The sequence below is a fragment of the Anabaena sp. UHCC 0204 genome, assembly GCF_009711975.1.
In the GTDB taxonomy this organism is placed as follows: Bacteria; Cyanobacteriota; Cyanobacteriia; order Cyanobacteriales; family Nostocaceae; genus Dolichospermum.
On record NZ_VIKW01000009.1, the window covers coordinates 120,942 to 144,453 of the forward strand.

Here is a 23,512-nt window from a genome sequence, read left to right on the forward strand (position 1 = left end):
AAGTATGGGTACACCATTAATTATACATATTATTTTTCCACTGCCTTTCTGTTGGTTTAATGAGGATCATGAGTTGATCAAATTGATAGCTTTCAATTAATCGAGTTAAATTTATAATCAACTCAGTTTGCTCAGATGGGATTTGAGAAATTAAATGAATACATTGGTAATCATTTCCTTGGGCGGCAGCGGAGTATAATTGATCAATCCATTCAATGGGCATGATATCCAAATCGGCTCTATCAAGAGTTTTCTTGGCTGTATAAGCTGCTAAGTTTAAGGTATTTGTAGTATCTGAATTTGATTGGTGGGAATATTCTACTTGTAGATGCTTGACTAGGGCTTCGAGAATTTCTTCCCAACGAAATGGTTTACTGACGAAATCATCACAACCGGCATCTAAGCTTTCTTGACGTTGTTCTGTAAAGGCACTTGCCGTAATCGCAATAATTTTGGTGGGGGTAATTACTTGGTTAGATATTAATTTTTCCCTGAGCCTAATTTGCGAAGTCGCTGCATAACCATCGAGGATTGGCATATGCATATCCATAAAGATGAGTTGGGGTTGCCATTGTTCCCAAAGGGCGATCGCTTCTTCTCCATTTTCCGCTTCTTGCACTTCAAAACCGAGATTTTTTAAGATTTTGCTCAATAGTAATCTATTCGCTATATTGTCTTCCACAACTAAAATACGATATTCCTGCCCAGGAGTAATAGTGGTTGTTCCTTGTATGGACAATGGACTGGCAATGGGGACGAATTCTGCTAATTTAGCCTGAATGGCAAATTTAAAACAACTACCTTGATTTAGTTGACTATGAACAGTAATTTCACCCCCCATTAATTCCACAAACTTCTGACTAATCCGTAAACCTAAACCTGTTCCTTCTTTGGATTTTTGACCGGCTTTTGTTTGTTGAAATGCTTGAAATAAATTACCAATTTCTGCTGCTGCGATACCAGATCCAGTATCTTCAATTTCAAAACTTAGGTTTTGTTGTGTTGAAGTAAATGGTTGTTCGTTCGTGTTTTTAATTCGCAGATGTATATGGCCTTGGTCAGTAAATTTGATGGCATTGCCTAATAAATTAATCAATACCTGACGGAGTTTATTTTCATCGGTTTTAATATATTGAGGTACAGTAATATCGTATTCAAAAATCAGTTGTAAGCCTTTAGATTGTCCTTTCATTTGAAACATAGCTTCAAGACTGGAAAGTAACTTATACAGATCAAAATCTGTTTCATAAAGAGTGATTCTTCCAGCTTCAATTTTAGACATTTCCAGGACATCATTAATTAATGCCAGCAAATGTTCACCACTATGGTTAATGATTTCGATATATTTTTGATACTCAACAGTTAGAGATTGATCTTGCTGCATCAACTGAGTAAAGCCGAGAATGGCATTGAGAGGAGTACGCAATTCATGGCTCATATTGGCTAAAAATTCGCTTTTAGCCCGGTTAGCAGCGTCGGCGGCTTCTTTGGCTATTTTGAGTTCATCTGCCTGTTGCTGGGTTTGGGCAAATAGTTCTGCCTGTTGTACGGCAACTCCCAATTGATTACCTATTTGGGTGACAATTCCTACTTCTGCTGTTTGCCATTCTCGATGACTACCATTTTGATAAACTGCTAATAAGCCCCAGAGTTTTTGACCACAGAAAATGGGGCTAATGATGTAGGCTCGTGCTTGTAAATTTTCTAAAAGTTGAAGATAGCAGGAATCGAATCCGGCTTTGTAGATGTCATTAACACAGCAATGGCTATTTTTTTGGCGATAAACACCACCTTGGTTATTTTGTAAATAGGTATCGCGGATGGATACGTCTGTACTGCTAAGTTGAGTAGTAATACAATCGGATTGAGCGACGGCACATTGGGTGAGTAGGGGATCATCTGCCCGGAGAGGAAGTAAGGCCTGCCAAGGCTCGGAAACAGACTCGGACACGAATTCACCGCTCCAGTCTGGGTTAAAGCGGTAAATTAGAACGCGATCGCATTCAACAGTTTGCCGTAGTTCAGTTGTAGTGATATTGAAAATAGATTTGAGGTTGAGGGTTTGACGCATTCGCAGAATTACGTCATTAATGGCCTTTTCTCTTTCTGCCATGACTCTCATCGCAGTTTCGGCAATTGTTCGTTCCCTAACTTCGACTTCTAAGGCGTTATTGGCGGCTACAAGTTCCGCAGTGCGTTCCTCCACCCGGAATTCTAGTTGTTGATAAGCTTGGTGTTTCTCTTCCTCTGCCCATTTGCGTTGTAATTCCGTAGCAGCCCTGGCAGCAAAGACACTCAACAGGGCTTTGGTGCGTTCGTCTGTAAAAAAGGGTTTGGTATCAATAATACAAAGGTTGCCAATTAACCTTTGATTTATATCTAACAATGACACCCCTGCATAGCTTTGTGCCTCTATTTGTTTCAATAATGAAGCCTGGGGAAAAATTTGTTGTAAATCACTTACATAAGAACACAGGACTTTACTCTCAAATACCACTTGGCAAGGAGTACCTTCCAATTCATATTCAATGTTTTCTGCTAGATGATTGCCAGCCCATAGCGCCAGGGTATGTAGCTTTTCTAATGAATTATCAACAACCTCCGACACCATGACATAGGCAACATCCAGAGCGGTGGCTAGATTTTGGACTAGAGCCGGAAAAAAATCATCTCCAGTCACAGAAGCTGTACTACTAACAATGGTTTGCAGGGTTTCTTCGGTGCGTTTTCGTTCTGCTATTTGGATTTCTAATTCTCGGTTGATGATTTGGAGTTGTTCAGGTGTTTGCAATGCCAAAAATTGTGGTAAAAGTTCTATTAGTTGTAAAGCAGTATAACAAGAAACTATGGCTGTCATGGCTTTTTCTATACCTGTCAACCAGTAATCTGGATGCCACAGTGTCCATATTTCCAATAGATGCCCCGTACCACAAAGGATAATGAAAGCACCAAACAGGACAAAGACATTGGAGAAGGGAACATCACTCCGCTTACTGACAAAATAGATCAGCATTGTGGGAATGGAGAAATAAGCGATCGCAATTAGTGCATCACTAAGTATGTGTAAACCTACTAGAGGACTTTGCCAAAGATAGCAATGCCCGTGCGGTATATAGAAATTAGCCGCTAGAAGATTTGGAAATAATGTCAATATAGTTTCCATAATTTAACCTTGTTGACCTAAAACCACCAGTTATGCTAACCAGTGGCATTCAGTGATAATTAGGATTAGTAACTTTATTTATTAGTATAAATCCTGAATCTTAACTAGGTTAAATTTTGACACTTTAATAATAATTAAGGCTTGCTGAAAAAAAGTCTTTTCGTTGCTAGGAATCAGGAGATAGGAGCGCAGTCCCTGCACCCATTCACCGCAGAAGAATTATAAAAAGATCAGGATAGTCTTGAATCTGGGTTATTAAGCGTTCTTAGTTCTCAATTGTCACAAGGAACTGGTGATTGGTGATAATTTTACTTAATTACCCATTACCAATCACCAATTACCCATTACCAACTTAAAATAATCAGGCGCTACCAGTGAAGGCAACTTCTGGAAATTTCAACTGCGCTTCTGCCATTGGACGGTTTCTGCCTTCCTCTTGCCAGTAGTTAATCACTTCGGTGGCTTTGTTGAGCAACTCCACGCGATCAACATCTGTAATCCAGTGTTTGGATTCTAACTCTTTTTTTAGCTCTTCCCAGGCATCATTTCTGGGCCAAAAAAAGTATTTGGTTAAGGGACTAGAGCCTTTACCAACAACCTGATCAACTGCTAGGGCGACGTTTTCGTCTAGCCAGAGAATTTTTAAAATGAACTTGGTCAATTACACCTCCGGGGAATATCCGGGTTTTACTTACTCAGTTTGCGACCCCTCATTTTAACCCAATCTCTGTCCAATTGACCAATGACTATTGATAACTGGAAAATGGGAAATAGGCAACTTAATTCTTTTACTACTTTTGCTGAATATGTGATATGATTGTTACTATTTATCAAAATTAGTAGCTTCACGTTAATTCTATTTGAGAATCATCACCAATTAAAAAGCGTAAGGCTTTAGGACGGCGGGGTGCAATAGTCAATTCTGCACGTTGTCCAATCAGGCTATCAATAATTCGTTGCTGAATGCCGGTAATTTTAGCACCTTCTAAAATAACGCTGTGTTCTAAATCTGTTTCTATCAGTGTTGAATGATCAGCAATGCTACTATAGGGTCCGATAAAACAATTTTCTAAATAACAATTATTACCAATCACTACAGGTCCACGAATTGTACAGTTAATGATTTTCGATTCAGCCCCAATTTGCACTCTGCCAATAATCTGAGTTTTAGTATCAACATCGCCTAAAATTGATTTTGTCAAACAGGTATCAAGAATGAGACGGTTAGCTTCTAATAAATCATCTTTTTTACCTGTATCTAACCACCAACCGTCCAGATTACAAGCGACAACTTGCTGTTGTTGATCTATTAAACATTGGATAGCATCCGTGATTTCTAGTTCACCTCTAGCTGAAGGTTTAATTAGAGAAATCGCATCATGGATCAGGGGTGAAAAGAAATAAACCCCTACCAATGCTAAGTTTGAAGGGGGTATTTTTGGCTTTTCAATTAACTGTAATACTCTGCCTTTTTCATCAACCTTAGCCACACCAAAAGCACTAGGATTTGGCACTTCCCGCAAAAGAATCAAGGCTTCGGGCTGCTGTTGAGTAAATTTATCCAAAAATGATTTTAAATCCCCTTGTTGAATCAGGTTATCTCCCAAATACATAACAAATGGGGAATCTTTTAAAAAAGGACGCGCAACTTGGACTGCATGGGCTAATCCTGCGGGCTGTTCTTGTAAAATATAGGTGATATTTAGACCGAACTTTTCGCCATTGCCGGTTTTACTTTTGACTTCTGCTCCTGTTTCTGGACTGATAATAATACCAATATCAGTTATCCCCGCAGCAGCCATTTCTTCAATGCCATACCATAAAATTGGTTTATTAGCAACTGGAACAAGTTGTTTCGCACCTGTATAAGTTAATGGACGTAAACGAGTACCTTTTCCACCAGATAAAATAAGTGCTTTCATAGAGATGTTTCCTGTAATTCTTTTAACATTAACCTTAGTCTTTGTCGCCAATGAGGGGGATAAGTTCCCAAGATTTTGGATATTTTCTCACAAGCTAGGACAGAATAGGCCGGACGTTTTGTGGGTGTGGGATATTCGGGAGTGGTAATAGGGATAATGTTTTCAATTGTGAGGGGAAAGCCTAATTTTTCTGCTTCTTCAAAAATAGCGATCGCCAAATCGTACCAACTAGCAACACCGCTGTTTGTATAGTGGTAAATACCAGCGATTTCTGATGTTAATTTGGGGATAATTTGGGTAATTGTTAAAGCTATATCTTGGGACCAAGTAGGACTACCAATTTGATCTGCAACTACTCTCACTTCTGGTCTTTCTTTCCCAACTCGTAACATGGTTTTCACGAAGTTGCTTTTTCCATAAGTTCCATAAACCCAAGCTGTCCGGAGGATTATATGTTGAGGACAAGTTTTTTGAATTGCTATTTCTCCCGCTAATTTTGTCTGTCCATATACACTCAATGGATTGGTAATATCGGTTTCTTGATAGGGAAAATGATTATTACCATTAAATACATAATCTGTGGAAATATGAATTAAAAAACTTCCTAATTTTTGACTTTCTTCGGCGATAATTTCCGGGGCGATCGCATTAACTACATGAGCAATTTCTGGTTCACTTTCTGCCTGATCCACTGCGGTATAAGCAGCAGCATTGATAATAATTTCTGGTTGGATTTCTCTGATAATTAAACGGATGATATCAGGTTGTGTTAAATCTATTTGTGGACGGTTAACTGCAATCAGGTTGTAGTGAGAGGAAAGGGTATTTTGTAGTTCTGTACCAACTTGTCCATTACTACCTATTAATAATATGGATTTATTCATAAACTTCGGCATTTTTAAAGGTTTGAGCATTACTATCTTTAGCTGATAAAATTGGGGCTGTTTCGAGAGGCCAATCTATAGCTAAATCTGGATCATTCCAAAGAATTGAGCGATCGCCTCCTGGTGCATAATAATCTGTAGTTTTATAGATAACTTCGGCAACTTCTGAAAGTACGAGAAACCCATGTGCAAAACCTGCTGGTATCCACATTTGGCATTTATTTTCAGCACTGATTTCGTAACCTATCCACTGTCCAAATGTGGGGGAGTTTTTTCTAATATCTACAGCAACATCAAATATTGTCCCAGCAACAGCGCGGACAAGTTTACCTTGAGGTTGAATAATTTGGTAGTGCAATCCTCGCAAAACATTATATTCAGATTTCGAGTGATTATCTTGAACGAAGTTAACCGTGATTCCCAGTTTTTCTGTAAATATTTTTTGGTTATAGGATTCCAAAAAAAAGCCCCGTGAATCTTGGAATACTTGGGGTTCGAGGATGAGTACATCAGGAATGGAGGTGGGGATAATGTTCATTGAATATGCAATTTTCTATAAAAACTAGTTAGACAATAGCACAAAATGTTAATTTTACAACTTGATCTCACAGAAATTTTCCCATACTAGAGGATATCGCCTCTTCCTGTATACTAATCTGTAGTTTTATATATAGCCATTGATGAAAACAGATTCGATTTTCTATCAAATATTTCAAACTTTACCAACTGTCCTATTTGAACTATTAGGAGAATCTCCATCAAATGCCATTGGGTACAAGTTTGATTCAGTGGAAGTTAAAGAGTTAGCATTTCGCTTTGATGGGATATTTTTCCCTCCAGATGATGATAAACTAATCTATTTTGTAGAAGTACAATTTCAGCAACGAGATAATTTTTACTGGGACTTATTTGGAGAAATATTTCTCTACTTGAAGTTATATCGTCCTCAACAGAATTGGTATGCAGTCGCTATATTTCCTAATCGTAGCACTGATACGGCTGAACCAATTCAGTATCAAGAATTATTTCATCCAGGCAGAATCTCACGTATATACTTAGATGAACTGGAAGAAACAAGTGCTGATTCTATTGGTTTGGGAATGTTAGAATTAATAGTAGCGCAACAAGCGCAAACTAGGGAAAAAGCAATCAAACTGAAAGAACAAGCACGGGTATCTTTAACAGAGCCAATAATTCAAGAAAAAGTTCTAGAATTGGTAGATAAGATACTAGTATACAAGTTTCCTTACTTAAGTAGTCAGGAGTTAGAAGCAATGTTTGGACTAGATGAATTGAAGCAAACACGGTATTTTCAAGATGTTAAGGAAGAGGGGAAAATTGAAGGGAAAGTTGAAGGGAAATTCGAGGAAAAATTAGAGATTATACCCTTGCTATTACGTTTAGGGTTAAGTGTGGAAGCGATCGCATCTGAGTTAAATTTAGATGTAGAATTAGTGAGGAATGTAGCACAAAAACAGTCAACAATATCCCCTTCTACGGAAATAACTGATATTGATCAACAAGAAGATTAATTCTTGATGATTATTGAATTTGGGGATCTGAAACTGACAAGATCCCTCAAATATATTTTTTCAAAACTTCAACTGTAGCCAGTCCGGTTTTTTCCCAACTAAATTGATTTGCTCTTTTTAGACCTTTTTCTGAAAGTTGTTTTCTTGTTTCTGAATCATTGGCAATCGTTTGCATTGCGGCTGTAATTTCCCCTGTATTATAGGGATTAATTAAAATAGCCGCATCTCCGGCAACTTCTGGAAGTGAGGAAACATTAGAAGTAATAACTGATGTACCACAAGCCATTGCTTCTAAAACTGGTAAACCAAATCCTTCCCAAAGACTGGGAAAAACTAGCGCGATCGCTTGATTAATAATTATTGGTAATTCGTCATAAGATACATAGTTAAGGAATTTAACGAGATGATTAATTCCTAATTCTTGAGTTTGTATTTCTAATAATGGAGAGTAACGTTGATCATAAGGTCCTGCTAACCATAGTTCATAGTCATTTCTGTGAGGTAGTGCAGAAAAAGCGGTAATTAATCTTTGCAGGTTTTTGTAAGGGTCTTGACGACCGATGTATAGGAAGTAATTGCGTTTAGGGAGGTTAAGGAATTGGAATTGTGAGCGATCACCAGCCAGAGGAATTGGTGTTATTTTATTACTAGGAATATGGAAAAAATCAACTAAATCTTTAGCTGTTGCTTGGGAATTACAAATAATATGTTCTGCTTGATTACAAACTTGGGGAACGTAGTAACGATGGTATGGTGTGAGTGGTGAATAGGGTTTAGGAAAGCGTAGAGGTATCATGTCATGATACATGACAATAAAACGACAGTTGGTATATAGGGGTGCTTCGGGAATGGGAGAAAATAAAAGTTGAGATTGGAGGGTTTGATAAATTTTTGGTAGTTGGAATTGTGTCCACAATAAGCGGTTTAAATGTCCTTTAATACCTTGTGCTGATGTTAGATTATTAGGAGTTTGATAGCAATTATTGTTCGGGAAAGATTGTGAAGTTAAAAGTGTTGGATCAAGTTTTTGTAAGTGAGGTAAAAGATTGAGAGCGTAAGTAGTTGTACCTGTGGGTTTTGTGAGGAGAAATGAAAGGTTAATGACTAATTGCATTTTTCATCATTCATTTTGAGAAAATTTAATAGATAATTGCATTTTTAGTGAGTTGGGTTATTAATAAATTGGTGTTACAACCCTTGTAGAGACAGTTGTTTGCGTTGGCTTGTTCACCACCATTAGATTATGGAAGACCAATCAGCCATTGGACAGCCAGAGAACTGACAGAGGAAATTATGAAACAAGGAATTATTGAAAGTATATCAGTTCGCCATGCAGGAAGATTATGAGAAGAAGCAGAACTGAAACCAGATGCCTCGCGCTACTGCTTAACACCCCCTGTAGATGAAGAATTTGATACTAAAGTAAAAGATCAGGACTTACACAACTGGCACATTGGTAGGGTGCGTCAGATATCAATAATCTGTTTATTTGCAGGATTTATGCCACCTGATGCACCCTACAACAGATTTTTGGTGTGACACTTGCGTAAGTCCTAAGCGGCTGATGGTAAACTCAATGGTATTGAATCTGAAATCAAGTGAATCAGGCAGGAAGAGTTAAGTGCCAATCAAATCCAAGATGATCGGCTCGATAAATTAGAGGTGAGAGCAAAGTAATCAATTGGGGATTCAGTATAATTGAACCAATATTTGTTTTTTTCTCTTAGCACTTCGGAATTGCAACAATACTTCTCACAAATTAGATAGGATCAATATATATACAGCTATGGTTCAGTACAGTCTTGCTCAAAGTCCCGAAATTATTATCAATGTTCCTGGGAAAGATTCCGCTAAAGCTCGTGATAAAGCAATGGATCAGCTAATGGAACTGATGGATGCGGGAGAATTACCAACAGAACTAGAAGAAGGATTTAGTCCCCAACAGTTAATTGAAATCAAAGAACCAATTACAGATACTCATAGTCGTGAAGATGAGATTACACAAGCGGTTCAAGTTCTGAGTAATTTAGCTTCTCTGAAGTTAAAGGTGCAAGAATCACGCACCGAAGCCTTAGAAATTCGGAAAGCCATTGACATACTATTTTCCGATAAATCAGTAACTGAGGAAGAGATTACTTATCTCAAAGAAGGTTTTAAGGTTCTCAAAAACTTTGCCCAAGCGAATCTGCGTTACCAGGAAGCAAGATCCAAAGCAGAACAAGCTAGACAAGTTTTAGATCAGGCTCTTAAATCACCAGAGTAAGGGGTGATTGGTGATTGGTGATTGGTGATTGGTGATTGGTGATTGGTCATTTTCCCCTCTGCCCCTACCACTTCTGACAACTGATCAAGAATTTGCCGGCTGTGATATCATGATAGATTGCTAGGTACATTTAGAAACAATAAAAATTTAATCAATCATGGCTCTGACGCAACAGCGCAAACAAGAACTAATTTCTGGCTTCCAAGTTCATGAAACCGACACTGGTTCGGCCGATGTTCAAGTAGCAATGCTAACTGACCGCATTAACCGACTCAGTCAACATTTGCAAGCTAATAAAAAAGACCATTCCTCCCGAAGAGGGTTATTGAAGATGATTGGCCAAAGAAAGCGTCTTCTCGCCTATATCCAAGCAGATAGTCGGGAAAAATATCTAGCTTTAATTGGTCGTCTCGGTATTCGCGGTTAGGAACTAATTCTTATGGCTGCTGAAGAATCAGAACGTACTCCCTTACCTTTTGAGCCAAATAAAAAGCGCCAAAAACCTGCTAAGGCTATTAGTCAGCCCGTTATCAAAACCAAAGAACCTGACAAAAAACCGCAACAGCAACGTCGTTATTCTAAACAAGAAATGGCGATTCCTGAAGTAGTTAGCCAGCGGATGATTCGCCGAGTGGCTGGTTTTTGCGGTATCCCCACAGCTTTAGGTATTACTAGTTTGGTAGTCAGCTATCTATTAGTCACCTTTGCTGAAATCCAACTTGCTCCTATCGCCGTTTTATTGGTGAATATGGGATTGTTTGGTTTAGGAGTTATCGGAATCACCTATGGTGTTCTTTCTGCTTCTTGGGATGAAGATAGACCAGGAAGTATTCTAGGTTTGGGTGAATTTAGCACCAATTGGGGCAGAATGGCCGAAGTTTGGCGTGATACCCGGAAAAAGAACGTCTAACAACTAGCGTCCAGGTAATAACTGTATATGGGGTAAATTGGAAAATGAGTGTTGAAGTTGAATTTTGATCACTTCAGCTTGAAGTTTAAAAGACTGTATTTTTCTGGTTTATACCCAATATTCAGCAAAAAATACCTGGCGCTATATTTTTATTCATAAGTTTAATCCCTAAGATTTTTGATTCATTGAAATTGTTCAACAATCAGCAAAGTTTATCCCTTGGACTAATAACTTGGTAACTTGGATACTAATTCAGAAATACTTTAATGTTTATATGAAAACGTTCTGCTAATTGTTGAAGTTGATTGAGAGTTAATGCTTTTTCTTTGTTTAAAATAGCTTTTATCGTTTCGGATGAACCAATTTCAGGTAAATCTGATAAAGTCAGTTTGTGTTCTTCCATTAAATAAGCTAATACATCACTTCCATGACAATTAGGAAGAGGATAATGTTCTGTTTCGTAAGCCTCAATTATCGTTCCTAATGTATCTAACAAATGATAAAGAGGATGTTCTTCATTAGTACCAATTTCATCAATTAAATCATTTAATTTTGTAATTGCTTGTTCATATTTTTCTTCATGCAGAATATCTTTAAACACTATTTGCGTTTTTTGATCCATACACCCAACATAGCTAGAAAGGTACATACTATGGTAGCAATTATGCTTAAAATTAATGAAGCTGAAAAGTAATTTTTTGGTAATAAAGGTAGGTTAATTTTATCAATGTGCTGAACTACTACACCAGAAACTATTGCACCACCACCAAAACCTATTCCTAATACTTGGACTGTTGTTTCTAAGGATCTATCTCTTTCTGTTTGTTTTGTTTCTACAATACCACGAATTATATCAATAAATTGCCCAAATAATTCTTGACCTGGTGTGAGATAATTAATATAAGTTTGTATCTGTTCTTGCCATTTTTGGCATTCTTTATCTAGGAAGTCTTGCCAAAATTTGGGACTTGTTTGATTATTTATGGCTGTAATTTTATTTAAGCAAATTCGGTAATTTTTAATATTTGTCTGAATAGATGTATTATGAAATTGTAAATCTTGTAAACATAGGGTATAATCAAAGCTTTTTTGCGGAATTTCTGATAAGAGTTTCTTTAGATCAGATATCTGTGTTTTAGGGTTAGATATCAAATCTTGAAATTCTTTAATTTTATTCTCTAAATCACTATAAACTGTTCTTGCCTTTTGGTAACTTTGACTTGCTTGGTAATTAACAAAGAGGATTTTATGATAACAGCATAATAAATCTCGTAACCAGTCGTAAGCATTTCCAATAAGTTGGACAGTATTAGCTTGTTGATTATTTAAAGATATGAAAATCTGACATTGTTTAACAGGATTATTCGGTTCATTTGGATCATTTGCTTGGTAGATAAATAACTGACTAGCAAATAATTCTCCTGAGACAGTAAAAGCAGGATTTAAGTTTGTACCAGCAACTAAAGCATTAGCGATTTTTTCAGCTAATAAATTACAGTCTTCATTTGCGTCAACTTCTCCATAAATCCATAAAGTTTGTCCTAAAGATGCTTGAATTTGGGAAGGTAAAAAACAACTAGGTTTAAAACGTTGGATTTGCGGGATATTAATATCAATATTTGCTGATTCTGGCAGCAGTGTTAAATCAACTGCGTAGGTATCATTAACTAAAAATGGTTGTAAATTGCCATTAATTTTAAATCCGTCTGTAGTTGAGAAACTTCCTAAATCTAATTTTCCATTATCGGTTAACCATTCTGTTGTTCTTCCAACTTCTTGTTGAGGTTTATAGTTACCATTTTCATAACAGATCAATTTTGATTTTAAATCTTTTAAATCGGTAGAAGGAAATGCAGATACACCTAACTTAGAGAGATTATCCCACAAAAGATGGGCATTTTCTAAAACTTGATCAGGTGTATGTGCGAGAGTATGTCGCAAATGGAAAGCATCGAGAGTAAGACTAAAATTCTTCATGGTTTTGGTTGGGATTTTTTATCATCAGATAAAGGTGAATTTAATTTTATAGCATTTTGAATCAGTTCCTTAGAAGATTCACTAGGTTGATTTGCTGGAGTGGGAGATGTAGCACCACCTGGACCCAATGTATTATCGGACTTGGTTAAATAAGAATGAATTTCTTGCCTTTTTTTCTCAAATGCTTGTTTAATTTGAGAACGTGATTCTAAGTTTAACCAATTTCTAATTTTCCCAGATATTTCTTCTGAATTTTCTGGTAAATTACTGGCTAATTTATCTAAATTATCCCAGTCTTCCCTAGAAAATAAACTAGACTCAGATTCGATTAATTTAACAAAAGCTTGGATTGTTCTTTGATAAGCAGACATTGTTTAAACTCCTTTACCAATTGCACAAAAAGCTGACCAATAAAAAGGTGATGCAAATATTTTAATATTACTGCCTTGTTTTTGTTCCTCTATTGAAAAATAATCATTTAATTCATCTTGCCAATCTTCATCCAGATTTGATTGTGGTAGCCATTTTCTAAACCCTAAAATATTTGTATCTCTTAACCATCTTTGGGAATTTTGCAAAGCTAAGACTATATTACTTTGATGTTTTAATTCCTCATAAAATTTCACCATTAATAAAGCTGTAGCCACCGCACTAACAGTCCATAAACTACCAACCACATTGGTACTACCAGCTAACAGAAAACCATTAGGTAAACCAATATATTCATCACTAATATTTGTACCATCTATCATGCCAGTTTCGCAAGCAGCCAGAGTAACTAAACGACAGTTTTCTAATTTAATATGAGTGATAATATCCGCTAAAGTGAGAACTTCATCAGCTAATTGTAAACCCGAATCTAGGGGATAATTAGAATTGAAAGAACCATGACAGAAGAAAAAGAGATTATGCGCTGTTTTCAGGTTTTCAGGATTTTGAATAATTGCTGATTCTTTAGCTTTGTCTTTTTTCAAAACATAACTGTGATTAAATTGTTGTTTAATTGCTGCAACTGCGCCTAAATCTTTTTCATATAAATCCTCTGTGGGTGTTTGGATAGCAAATAAAGATTGAAAATCATCACGTTGACGCTGTTGGATTTGTTGTAATATTTGCAGACTGGGAACATAACCCACACCTTGAGGAAATAAATCCATTAAATAGGAATTTTGCACAGGTAAAGCATGGAGAGGAAACAGGTGTAAGAAACGATGGGGAATTAAAATCAGTTTTTCACATTCTTGTGGAACTACATTTAATATTTCTTCAAGATGTAATATTTTGGCTAGGTTCTGTAAATTTTGCTCTAACTCATTTTCCCATATTTCTTTGTTTTGCTTATAATCATTTACATATTTATTATCCCAATCAAGTAGAGCCTCAAAATCTGCTGATGAAGATTGCCAAATTCTGATTTCTTTACCTCCTGGTTGAATCACAAAAGCAAAAATTTTATTAATGGCAATATACCATTCAATAATTGTCGTCTCCTGATCAACTATTTTCTCTAATGATGTAAATGTAAATTTAAAACTAGAACCCATCGGTAAATATTCATCTTGCAATTTTTGGCGTTTTTGTCGTAATTTCTGGAGATGTCGCGCTAAAGATGTGGCATTTTCAGCTTTACCTGTTTGCAGTAAATTTTGCAGTAAATTCTGTCCACTCGCTATTTCATCTCGCAGTTGTTCTAGTTGGATGACGACATTTGAAGGAAAAATAGTTTTTAAGTCCCGGTTGAAAATTTGTTCTACTAAATTGCGGGTTTTACTGCGTTCAATATAGGTGATAGCTTCCGTTTCTTTACCCAATGCTAAACAAACTTCCACCATAAGTCTAAAAAGTTGATTCCATTTCTCTGCTTGTTTGCGTTTACTTTCTTCTCCAGAAATAATTTCTCCGCGCAAATCTTCAACTGTGGCAATGGCATCAGCAAGAGTAGAGTAAGCTAAATCAAACTGTTGTGATTCTTGATAAGCAATACCCAAATTTTCTAACGTTTCGGCATTATCTAAAGGAAAATCGGTGCGGGTTCTCACTTCTAAAGCTTGAGTATAAGCAGCGTTCGCCATTTCCCGATTCTCGGTTTTATCTCCCCTGATTCTGTCAGAGTAGGCATTCCCCAGATTATTTTGCGTCATTGCCCAATCTACAGGAAAATTGGTGCGGGTATAAACTTCTAAAGCCGCAGTATAAGCAGCGATCGCCATTTCCAGATTCTCGGCTTTATCTCCCCTGATTCTGTTAGAGTAGGCATTCCCAAAATTATTTTGCGTGGTTGCCCAATTTACAGGCAAATCGGTGCGGGTTCTGACTTCTAAAGCTTGAGTATAAGCAGCGATCGCATTTTCCAGATTCTCGGCTTCATCTCCCCTGATTCTGTCATTGTATGCAAGCCCTAGATTATTTTGCGTCATTGCCCAATCTACAGGAAAATCATGGTGGGTATAAACTTCTAAAGCCGCAGTATAAGCAGCGATCGCATTTTCCAGATTCTCGGCTTTATCTCCCCTGATTCTGTTCCAGTAGGCAACAGCTAGATTATTGTGTAAAGCAGCCCAATTTTTTGAGGAAGTTTGACGGGTAAAAACTGTTAAAGCTATTTCATAACCAGTGATAGCAATTTCCATATTATTGGCTTTGTTGTTTAAAGGAAATTGTTGAATTAGATTACTAAATATCGAAATATTTGTAGCAATATATTCTGCTGTATCCCGTTCTTCTTCCTCTAGTCTTTTTGTTGCCCAATGCTGTAATACTTGAGCAAAGGTTAGATTGAGTTTATCTGTGTTGGCTTTGAGTAAGGGGTAAACTTCCTGGGGATTACCTTGACTGTTTGCGGTGGTTTGTAATACTTTTAATAAAAATGGTAAATAAGTTTCTATATCTGCTTCACTAATCTGGGTTTCTGTTTCTGGAGTATTTTCCTCTAGGGGTATATTTAAGGCTTGACTCAGTTGAGATGCTAGAAACATCAACTTATTAGCACGATTTTCTTGTCCTTCCTGGGTAGACATTGCTGCTACCCCTACCTCCAGCAACTGTAAAAAGTCAGCATCGAGTAATTCGGTATTAGCTTGTAATATTGGCAATTCTTCCCCATTTGCACAACTAAGCAGTTGTTGAATTAGCTGTTGATATGCCTGTAGACGCTGTTCATCCATAAATTAGGGCTGGGTTAGGGTAGCATTTAGATGATGCTTCAATAGTATTTTCCCATATTTCGGACAATATTATCCTGAAAATCCTCAAATCCTGGATATCCTGATATGGCTTGCGCCACGCTATCAGACAATTATTCCCAAAAATCAACATTTAACATTGCTTCAATATCACAACTAAACGGCCACTTATCAGGAAACTCACACTGTGGATAACCATTGCGGACAATTTTCAGAGCATCTGCATAAGCTTCATCAAATACTTGGCTAAAATAAGGCTTGAGACTAGGTGAATTTTTGAGTAACTTTCTGATTCCAATTCTTTGTTTAATAATTGATTCTACCCACCCACGATAACAATCAGTCATGTTCACATAATTCCGCTTGAGAATATGTTCTAAAAGTTCTGCTAACCGATTTTCAAGTTCACGTTTATCTGAGCGCCCCAAATCCTCTATCTCCTCAATCAGATTATCAAAATCTAGTCCTTCTATATCTCTATTCCGTAACTTATGAACAATATCTTCAATCCAGAGTAAATAGTCTTGCTCATACAAAGATACTGCAATTGGTGTCCGTGTCATTGCTGTAAATCCTGTAAATGTCCTAATTTTATTTTAAGTGAAATCATTTGTAATCTTAGACCAAATTACAATTATTGTTTTACTGTCAACTTCATGTCCAAAAATTAGGACACAAGTTGGTAAAATTTGTTCTATTATCAATACAACTGAATTTGGTGATTATCAAGAAATTTCTATCATATAGTGTAATTTACTATTTAACAATCACATCCTGTAAATCCTCAAATCCTGGATATCCTGATTCAGACGATTAAAATCCTCAAAAAACATGACAGAAACAACAGCTAACTACGATCAAACATGGAAAGAAGCAATAGGAGAATATTTTGAATTATTCATCCAATTCTTTTATCCCAAAATACACGAAAAAATTGATTGGAGTCAAACACCAATATCCTTAGATAAAGAACTAGAACAAATTACCGCATCTAGTCAAACAAAAAAACGTTATGCGGATAAATTGTTTCAAGTTTGGTTATTAAACAATGAAATCATTTGGATTTTGATACACATAGAAGTACAAAGTCAATATGATAAAGAATTTACCCAAAGAATGTACATCTATAACTATCGTTCCTTTGATTTATTTCATAAACCAGTGATCAGTTTAGCCATATTAGGAGATGAAGATAAAAAATGGCGACCAAATAGCTATGAATATGGATTAGGTGATAGTTTAGTAAAAATGCAATTTAGTATTGTAAAGCTATTAGACTATCAATGGTCAGACCTAACCACAAATAACAAATTGTTTGCTATAATAGTTATGGCACATCTGAAAACCAAAGCCACAACTAGAGATTTAACCCAAAGAGAACAATGGAAATGGAACATAGTCAGACCATTATATCAAAAAGGCTTAACTAGATTTGATATTATTAATTTAGTCAAGTTCATTGATAAAATGATGACTTTACCACCACCATTACAAACAGAGTTCAACGATAAACTAGAACAACATGAAAAGGAGTTGAATATGCCTTTCCTAAGCACTATTGAAGAAATGGCAGAAGAAAGAGGTGAAGCAAAAGGTAAACAATTAGGTGCTAAAGAAAACTGCCAAAACAATATTCTCAAAATTCTCGCAAATAGATTTGATTCTGTTCCAGAATTGATGAGTGATTCCATCACAAAAATTGAGGATATGACTATTCTAGAAAATCTCCTGTTATCGAGTATTAGTATTAATTCTTTGGAGGAATTTCAAAAGTTAATTGATGCAGAATTACAGGAAAATTAATGATATTTAATCCCTGATTTCTTCTATCATGAGGAAATCGGGGGGTTCATCAAAATCCTTATCCTGTAAATCCTTAAATCCTGGATATCCTGATTCTGACAATTACATCCTGTCAATCATCACCACAAATCTTTTCGTTACATATTACTCTTTGAGAAGCTGCTCCGCGTCTACAGTTTTTTTCCGTTCACCTAGTTAATAAAAAATTTACTTAAAAAGGAACTTGTAAATGATTATCGTCATGAAGATTGGTTCTCCACAGGAAGAGATAAACCGGATTACTACAGAACTATCTAGCTGGGGATTAACACCAGAAAAAATCATTGGCCAACATAAAGTAGTCATTGCTTTAGTGGGTGAAACAGCGGATTTAGATCCCCCACGCATTCAAGAATTAAGTCAATGGATTGAGCAAGTATTACGAGTAGAAGTACCCTACAAACGAGCTAGTCGCCAGTTCCGTCATGGAGAAGCTTCTGAGGTGGTAGTGAATACTCCTGAAGGGGATGTGGTGTTTGGTGAACATCATCCTTTGGTGGTTGTGGCTGGACCTTGTTCGGTGGAAAATGAAGAGATGATTGTGGAGACGGCGCTGCGGGTAAAGGCTGCGGGGGCGAAGTTTTTACGGGGTGGTGCGTATAAACCCCGAACGTCACCCTATGCTTTTCAAGGTCATGGTGAAAGTGCTTTGGAATTGTTAGCTACAGCCCGGAAAGTGAGCGGACTGGGAATTATTACAGAAGTAATGGATACGGAAGACTTGGAGAAAATTGGCGAAGTTGCGGATGTGATTCAGGTGGGGGCGAGAAATATGCAGAATTTCTCCATGCTGAAAAAAGTTGGAGCGCAACCTAAGCCGGTGCTGTTAAAACGGGGTATGGCTGCAACTATTGAAGATTGGTTAATGGCGGCTGAATATATTTTAGCGGCGGGTAATCCCAATGTGATTTTGTGTGAACGGGGAATTAGAACTTTTGACCGTCAATATACCCGGAATACTCTCGATTTATCAGTTGTGCCGGTGTTGCGGAAATTGACGCATTTACCAATGATGATTGATCCTAGTCATGGTGTGGGTTGGTCTGAATTTGTCCCTTCAATGGCTATGGCGGCGATCGCGGCGGGTACAGATTCTCTCATGATTGAAGTTCATCCCAACCCAGCTAAAGCCCTATCTGATGGACCCCAATCTTTAACTCCAGACCGTTTTGATAAATTAATGTCAGAATTAGCGGTGATTGGTCAAGCCGTTGGTCGTTGGACACTGTGAAGTGAGTCGCTTGAGTTGATATAAAACTTAATATTTGCAGGACTTTTTCGGGTTGTGCGATCGTTCACCCCAACCTGCATCTTACCTCTAATATATTTTTATTTGAAGATAGTTCTTCCTTATCAACTTTATGATAACAGATTTTTAATCAACCGTCAACTAATTCCCTCTCCTTAAAACGCAAAAACAAAGAAAAAATTTTCCGTTTGTCAAGGAGTCTAGCGAGATGTTGACGTAGACAAACGGAAATAATTCAACTATCTTCTTCTACTACCGAAACCAGAGGAACGGCGACTAGAAGAACGGCCACCACTACCAAAACTACTCCCAGAACTGCGACGAGGAGAGCTAGAGTTACCAGAAGGTTTGAGGGTACTGCTACCAAAACCAGAACCGGAGGCTCTTCCGCTTTTATTGGTACTTGATGTAGTGCGGATTGAGTTTCCGGAAGAGGAGTTTCTGATGTTTCCTGTAGTGCGGAAAGTAGTGCGATTTCTCACTGCTGCGGGTGGTTCATTGTAGCGAGAACGGTAATTAGAAACCGCTGAATCATAACTAGAACCATAGCCACCATAACCAGTCATGATACCACCAGGCTGATAAACAGGAGGAACATAATATTGAGGTCTAAATAACATACTACCAATAGCTTGGCCAGCTAAAGCTCCTGCAAAAGGGGCCCAAAAGCTACTTTGTTGACGAACAATGACGGTTTCCTTTTGTCCCGTTTGGGGATTTTCTCTTGTCTCTGTAACGTTATGGACGTACTCAATTTTAAAGTCTTCGGTCATGTATAAAACTGGTTGACTATTTTCTACTTTCAAGTAAGTTTTCTTACCTGCTTTGATTTCATCATCAGTCAGTCGTGCCATTTGTAGCTTTTCTGTAGCAAAGCTTGGAGGTGTATTGTTGAGTAAAAACAGGGTATATTCACCATTGGCATCGTTATATGTGCCTTGTTGTACTTGATACTGTCCATCACTTAACTTAGTGGGGGTAGCAGTTTGGCTAACGTTCTTAGTTGAAGAAGTAGTTTGGTTTTCTCCTCCACAGGCGACTGTTGTTAAGCACAAACTCAAGGCTAAACAAACAACTGTAAATTTACGTATTATGGTCATAATCATTGCGTTCATGCTTTGTGCGGATACTAACTAATTACAGACTAACGATAAATTACAATGGGATCAATTCTGGGTAATACTCCAATAGTTGATCATTAGAAAGTTCATCTCCTAATTGGGCGGGTGAGAAATGAACTTGGATGGCGCGGAGTTTATGTTTGTAGTGTAGATTAATTAAGGTTTTTAAAGCTGCTTTCAAGGCTGGGATATTAGCTAAGTCTGTTTCTAAATCTGGAACTTCCCCTTCAGTAGCGACTGTCATCATGACAACGACATTACGGGTAACAGGAAGTGATAAGGGCTGGTTGGAGGTGGTAGAACTCAAATTCAGATCAGATCCATATCTTTGGGCTGAGTCGGTGAATAATTCATTGACATAATCTCCAGCTTCACCTTCACTCCAAAAGACATCGCCTTCATTAGCAGCCGAGAACCAATATTCATCATATTGCAGGAAAGTTTGGCATAGTTCTACCAATTCTTCTCCTAAAATTTCCAAATCCCCGTCAGCACTAATTGCTGTTCTGGCGGAGCGATTGAGGACACCTAGTATTGGCGCTACTTCCTCTCCATTTAAATGTAGAAACAGACGACAGACAACGTAGCGAGTTTTGCCGATCATCCGATTAAAAGTATCACGCATTGTTTTCCTCTGGTAATTTTTTAAGTAGATTATTTCAAAATTGCTTCTATCTTTGGTTATCGGAAAATTGACTATTGACCAATATAGTAAAATCCTTTGATAAAATCGACAATCATGTTTAAATCGGGAAGGGGATACGATTCATTGGATATATCATTCTTGCTGTGCAGATTACTCATAAGTCGCTTGTTACTATTACTATTGTCATAAATTGTCAGATTGTTAGCGGTAGAATTTGTTAAAATTGTCTGGGTTGGGGCTTTAAAAAAATTTAATTTTTGGGCTACTTCTAAATTTTTTTTAGTCTGTTCAATTATTTTGGCTTTTCGCATGGCTTCGGCGAGAAGGATGATTAATTGTCTAACGATTTTGATAGACTTCAGATCCTGTTGACGAATAACTTCAGCACGGATCATATCTGCCATAGCATAAATATTTTTTTTGGTGATTGTAGCATCCTGAAAGGGGAGAATTGCCATAAAGGCGATAGGAAGTAAAGCTAGGTCATTTTCTATGCGGAAGGTTAAAATAGTCCTACGGTTGCTGATTTCTAGACTAGGGGGTTGTATTAGTGCTGGATATTCTTGAGCAATTTGATAATAAGTACCGGCGAGAACAAAATTAGCCTCGTGGTCTAGGGGTGACTCAACAATAATCCGCAGAGTTGGGGGAGTGGCATTAAAGAATTCTTTGGCTTCATCTGGGGTAAAATTTTGGATGATGGAGCGATCGCCCATAGAGGAAAGATCCACCCATTCGCAAACAATACTCTCTGTTTTCAACCCAAATCGGGGTGTACCATACAGTTTAGCGCCAGTGAGTGTAGCTCCAGATAAATCTGCCCCAGTCCATTCTACTTTAATTAATTTTGCTTGGGTTAAATTAGCGTGAACAAAACTAGTATTAGTTAAATTGGCATTTGTCAAATCTGCCCCTGTTAAGTTAGCACCACTTAATTTAGCTCCACTCAAATCCACCGAACGAAGATTAGCGCCTCGTAAATCTACCCAACGAAGATTAGCGCCTCGTAAATCTGCACCAGTGAGGTTAACTAAACACAAGTTAGCCTGTCTGAGTTCAGTATTGCGTAAATTAGCCCCACTGAGGTCACAAGCGCCCAATTCTGTACCATGGAGATTGGCCATTTCCAAGTTAGCTTCTCGGAGGAAACAGCCTCGCAGGTTGGCTTCACTGAGGTTAGCGCGACGGAGATTAACTTGTCGAAGTGTGGCTTCCCGCAAATCAGCACCACTGAGGTTTGCATCTGAGAGATTAGCGCGAGTTAAATCAGCGCGAACTAACTCACCCCGAACTAAGGAAGCTTCACAAAGTTGAGCGCGGCTCAAATCTGCCCGCATCAAATTGGCAACATTGAGACTAGCGCGGTTCAGAATAGCGTCTGAGAGATTTGCACCACTGAGGCGAGCCACATTTAGTTGAGCATCACTTAAATTAGCTTTGCTGAAATTTGTACCACTTAAATTAGCTACACTCAAATTAGCGTGACTAAGATTAATACCACTAAGATTAATGCTACTGAAATTTGATTCTGCTAAATTAAGACCACTGAAGTCTAAGACTCCCTGTGCATATTTTGCGATTAATTCTGCTTCTACAGTCATGAATCTACCTTTTTATTGCCAACTTTGAGCGTTGGAGTTGGTAAAGTATCGAGAGAACAAGTACAAATTAATTTTCAAGATAACGATGAAAATTGGTATTTTAGGACTGGGACTCATCGGTGGTTGTTTAGGTTTTGATTTACGTTCGCAAGGACACTATGTTTTAGGTGTAAGTCGTCGTCAATCAACCTGTGAAAAAGCAATTCACCTCGGTAGTGTTGATCAAGCGTCGTTAGATTTAAGCTTGTTAGTATCAGCCGAAGTTGTATTTATTTGCACCCCTATAGGGCTAATAGTGCCTCAAATCAAAGAGTTAATAACTCATTTGCCTAAGACTACTATTATTACTGATGTTGGTTCAGTAAAAAAACCTATAGTTGAGGCTATTTCCCCTTTATGGGAGAATTTTATCGGTGGTCATCCGATGGCCGGAAAAACAGATGTAGGAATAGAAGCAGCACAACCGCATTTATTTGTCAATCGGCCTTATGTATTAACACCAATAGAGACAACACCTAGTGATGGTGTAATAATTGTAGAAGAAATTGTGCGATCGCTCGGTTCGATTATCTATCATTGTCAACCAGAACAACATGACCGCGCCGTTGCTTGGATTTCTCATCTACCAGTAATGGTCAGCGCCTCCTTGATAGCAGCTTGTTTAAGTGAAACAGATCCAGAAATCACCAAATTAGCCCAGAATTTTGCTAGTTCAGGGTTTCAGGATACTAGTAGGGTAGGGGGAGGAAATCCAGAATTAGGAGTGATGATGGCGCAATATAATCGCCCAGCACTACTGCATTCATTACAGCAATATCGCCACAGCCTCGACGAATTTATTCATATAATTGAACAAGAAAAATGGGAAATGTTAGAAGAAAAGTTTAAATTCAATCAACAGTCGCGGCCTCATTTTGTAGAATAGATTACCAGTGCGTTATTAATAATGTAACGCACCTGCTCATTTGGATACAAAAATCTAACATAGTAATTCTTAAATTTGTATGATGTAATATCAGCTATATCAAAAATTCACACTGATATGCGTAAATTTTCACAATTAGTTATCAGGCTGATGATTTTACAAGTATTATTAATCACATCTTCATCCATGTGGTCTGTGGATTGGCGGCTTGTTCTTGTGGTATAGCTTTAGTTACAGGACTTACGCAATAGTCATGGAATATCGAACCGCAGAGGGCGCAGAGGACACAGAGAAA

The 23,512-nt window shown here is 37.6% G+C and carries 22 protein-coding genes; 8 read left to right on the top strand and 14 right to left on the bottom strand.

Annotation, left to right across the window (positions count from 1 at the left end; genetic code table 11):
• Positions 1-16: 16 nt before the first annotated feature.
• The 5 genes from FJR04_RS09685 to rfbC all read right to left on the bottom strand — a co-directional run bounded on the left by FJR04_RS09685 (position 17) and on the right by rfbC (position 6,507).
• Complete coding sequence (locus tag FJR04_RS09685; RefSeq protein WP_168494034.1) at positions 17-3,163, bottom strand: GAF domain-containing protein; 3,147 nt, start codon at positions 3,161-3,163, stop codon at positions 17-19.
• Between the two features lie 361 nt (positions 3,164-3,524).
• Positions 3,525-3,824: a 30S ribosomal protein PSRP-3 gene (locus tag FJR04_RS09690; protein ID WP_104389365.1), complete on the bottom strand. Its 300-nt coding sequence runs from the start codon at positions 3,822-3,824 to the stop codon at positions 3,525-3,527.
• 184 nt (positions 3,825-4,008) lie between these two features.
• A complete protein-coding gene (locus FJR04_RS09695; protein ID WP_168494036.1) occupies positions 4,009-5,085 on the bottom strand; it encodes a glucose-1-phosphate thymidylyltransferase in 1,077 nt (358 codons plus the stop codon).
• Positions 5,082-5,969: a dTDP-4-dehydrorhamnose reductase gene (rfbD, locus tag FJR04_RS09700; RefSeq protein WP_168494038.1), complete on the bottom strand. Its 888-nt coding sequence runs from the start codon at positions 5,967-5,969 to the stop codon at positions 5,082-5,084. The genes FJR04_RS09695 and rfbD overlap by 4 nt, the downstream gene beginning before the upstream one ends.
• Positions 5,962-6,507, bottom strand: a complete 546-nt coding sequence (gene rfbC / locus FJR04_RS09705; protein ID WP_168494040.1) for a dTDP-4-dehydrorhamnose 3,5-epimerase — start codon at positions 6,505-6,507, stop codon at positions 5,962-5,964. Before rfbC ends, rfbD begins: the two co-directional genes overlap by 8 nt.
• 142 nt (positions 6,508-6,649) lie before the next feature.
• Between rfbC and FJR04_RS09710 the strand changes: the two genes are divergently transcribed.
• Complete coding sequence (locus FJR04_RS09710; RefSeq protein WP_168494042.1) at positions 6,650-7,501, top strand: Rpn family recombination-promoting nuclease/putative transposase; 852 nt, start codon at positions 6,650-6,652, stop codon at positions 7,499-7,501.
• Positions 7,502-7,547: 46 nt separating this feature from the next.
• Here the strand turns inward: FJR04_RS09710 and FJR04_RS09715 are convergent, their stop codons facing one another.
• On the bottom strand, positions 7,548-8,615 hold the full coding sequence (locus tag FJR04_RS09715) for a glycosyltransferase family 1 protein (protein WP_168494044.1): 1,068 nt from the start codon (positions 8,613-8,615) through the stop codon (positions 7,548-7,550).
• A gap of 104 nt (positions 8,616-8,719) precedes the next feature.
• Here FJR04_RS09715 and FJR04_RS26470 point away from each other — a divergent pair, with 104 nt between their 5' ends.
• From FJR04_RS26470 to FJR04_RS09735, 4 genes are all read left to right on the top strand, one after another.
• Complete coding sequence (locus FJR04_RS26470) at positions 8,720-8,848, top strand: hypothetical protein (RefSeq protein WP_256366792.1); 129 nt, start codon at positions 8,720-8,722, stop codon at positions 8,846-8,848.
• Positions 8,849-9,287: 439 nt separating this feature from the next.
• Positions 9,288-9,764, top strand: coding sequence for a hypothetical protein (locus tag FJR04_RS09725; protein ID WP_168494046.1), 477 nt, complete (start codon positions 9,288-9,290; stop codon positions 9,762-9,764).
• Positions 9,765-9,921: 157 nt separating this feature from the next.
• Complete coding sequence (gene rpsO / locus FJR04_RS09730) at positions 9,922-10,191, top strand: 30S ribosomal protein S15 (RefSeq protein ID WP_168494048.1); 270 nt, start codon at positions 9,922-9,924, stop codon at positions 10,189-10,191.
• A 12-nt stretch (positions 10,192-10,203) separates the two neighbouring features.
• A complete protein-coding gene (locus tag FJR04_RS09735; protein WP_168494050.1) occupies positions 10,204-10,674 on the top strand; it encodes a PAM68 family protein in 471 nt (156 codons plus the stop codon).
• Positions 10,675-10,921: 247 nt separating this feature from the next.
• On the opposite strand, the gene FJR04_RS09740 is transcribed toward FJR04_RS09735, so the two are convergent.
• From FJR04_RS09740 to FJR04_RS09760, 5 genes are all read right to left on the bottom strand, one after another.
• Positions 10,922-11,296: a type II toxin-antitoxin system HigA family antitoxin gene (locus FJR04_RS09740; protein ID WP_217359290.1), complete on the bottom strand. Its 375-nt coding sequence runs from the start codon at positions 11,294-11,296 to the stop codon at positions 10,922-10,924.
• Complete coding sequence (locus FJR04_RS09745; RefSeq protein ID WP_168494054.1) at positions 11,275-12,651, bottom strand: hypothetical protein; 1,377 nt, start codon at positions 12,649-12,651, stop codon at positions 11,275-11,277. The genes FJR04_RS09740 and FJR04_RS09745 overlap by 22 nt, the downstream gene beginning before the upstream one ends.
• Positions 12,648-13,022, bottom strand: coding sequence for a hypothetical protein (locus FJR04_RS09750; protein ID WP_168494056.1), 375 nt, complete (start codon positions 13,020-13,022; stop codon positions 12,648-12,650). The genes FJR04_RS09745 and FJR04_RS09750 overlap by 4 nt, the downstream gene beginning before the upstream one ends.
• A 3-nt stretch (positions 13,023-13,025) precedes the next feature.
• A complete protein-coding gene (locus FJR04_RS09755) occupies positions 13,026-15,815 on the bottom strand; it encodes a CHAT domain-containing protein (RefSeq protein WP_168494057.1) in 2,790 nt (929 codons plus the stop codon).
• Positions 15,816-15,946: 131 nt separating this feature from the next.
• Entirely contained in the window at positions 15,947-16,396 is a 450-nt protein-coding gene (locus tag FJR04_RS09760) for a DUF29 domain-containing protein (protein WP_168494059.1), read from the bottom strand.
• 268 nt (positions 16,397-16,664) lie between these two features.
• On the opposite strand from FJR04_RS09760, the gene FJR04_RS09765 reads away from it, so the two are divergent.
• Both FJR04_RS09765 and aroF read left to right on the top strand, forming a co-directional pair.
• Positions 16,665-17,636 carry a hypothetical protein gene (locus FJR04_RS09765; protein WP_168494061.1) on the top strand — a complete coding sequence of 324 codons (972 nt, stop codon included), beginning with the start codon at positions 16,665-16,667 and terminating at the stop codon, positions 17,634-17,636.
• A gap of 229 nt (positions 17,637-17,865) precedes the next feature.
• The gene (gene aroF / locus FJR04_RS09770) at positions 17,866-18,906 is read left to right on the top strand and encodes a 3-deoxy-7-phosphoheptulonate synthase (protein WP_168494063.1); all 1,041 of its coding nucleotides are present in this window, start codon (positions 17,866-17,868) and stop codon (positions 18,904-18,906) included.
• Between the two features lie 257 nt (positions 18,907-19,163).
• On the opposite strand, the gene FJR04_RS09775 is transcribed toward aroF, so the two are convergent.
• From FJR04_RS09775 to FJR04_RS09785, 3 genes are all read right to left on the bottom strand, one after another.
• Positions 19,164-20,030 carry a DUF1190 domain-containing protein gene (locus FJR04_RS09775; RefSeq protein ID WP_168494363.1) on the bottom strand — a complete coding sequence of 289 codons (867 nt, stop codon included), beginning with the start codon at positions 20,028-20,030 and terminating at the stop codon, positions 19,164-19,166.
• Between the two features lie 49 nt (positions 20,031-20,079).
• On the bottom strand, positions 20,080-20,670 hold the full coding sequence (locus tag FJR04_RS09780) for a DUF1517 domain-containing protein (RefSeq protein ID WP_168494065.1): 591 nt from the start codon (positions 20,668-20,670) through the stop codon (positions 20,080-20,082).
• A gap of 71 nt (positions 20,671-20,741) precedes the next feature.
• A complete protein-coding gene (locus tag FJR04_RS09785; RefSeq protein WP_168494067.1) occupies positions 20,742-22,292 on the bottom strand; it encodes a pentapeptide repeat-containing protein in 1,551 nt (516 codons plus the stop codon).
• A gap of 85 nt (positions 22,293-22,377) precedes the next feature.
• Here FJR04_RS09785 and FJR04_RS09790 point away from each other — a divergent pair, with 85 nt between their 5' ends.
• Complete coding sequence (locus tag FJR04_RS09790) at positions 22,378-23,217, top strand: prephenate/arogenate dehydrogenase (RefSeq protein WP_168494069.1); 840 nt, start codon at positions 22,378-22,380, stop codon at positions 23,215-23,217.
• Positions 23,218-23,512 lie beyond the last annotated feature (295 nt).